This window comes from Saccharothrix sp. NRRL B-16314 (assembly GCF_000716595.1).
Taxonomy (GTDB): Bacteria; Actinomycetota; Actinomycetes; order Mycobacteriales; family Pseudonocardiaceae; genus Actinosynnema.
Genome location: NZ_JNXC01000103.1, coordinates 1 through 546, shown reverse-complemented (window position 1 = coordinate 546; position 546 = coordinate 1). Strand labels below are relative to the sequence as shown.

Here is a 546-nt window from a genome sequence, read left to right as displayed (position 1 = left end):
TCAGTTCACGGCGAGGTTGAAGCCGGTCCAGCCGCTGCCGATTTCGGTGGATTGGCTGAACGTGCCGGTGCCGGTGCCGAGCCACTGTCGCAGTGTGTTGTCGGAGGTGCGGACTGCTACGAGGTCTGCTTTGTTGTCGCCGTTGATGTCCATGGAGACCATCTGGCGGAAGGCGTTCCAGCCGGTGCCGACTTTGACTGCGGTGGCGTAGCTGCTGTCGTTGCGCTTCCAGAAGTAGAGCTCGCCCAGGCTGTTGGTGGCCCAGATGTCGGCGTCGCCGTCGCCGTCGGCGTCTGCCGCGGTGTGCCTGAGGAGGCTGGCCCAGCCTCCGCTGACGAGTGTCCGGGAGCCGAACGCGCCGGCGCCTCGGCCTGGGTAGAGGTACATGTTTCCGCCGTCTCGGGCGAGGATGTCGGCTTTGTCGTCGCCGTCGACGTCGGCGAACGAGATCCATTCCATGGCCGACCAGCCCGAACCCACTTCGTGTGACGCGGCGAACGTGCCGTCGGTGCGGTTGTGCCAGTAGTAGAGCGTGTCACCGCTGAC

General features: G+C 65.6%; 1 protein-coding gene. It reads right to left on the bottom strand.

Annotation, left to right across the window (positions count from 1 at the left end; all coding sequences use genetic code 11):
- The coding region (locus OQ02_RS39220) for an FG-GAP repeat domain-containing protein (RefSeq protein WP_197043721.1) at nucleotides 1–546 on the bottom strand (546 nt) is incomplete at its 5' end.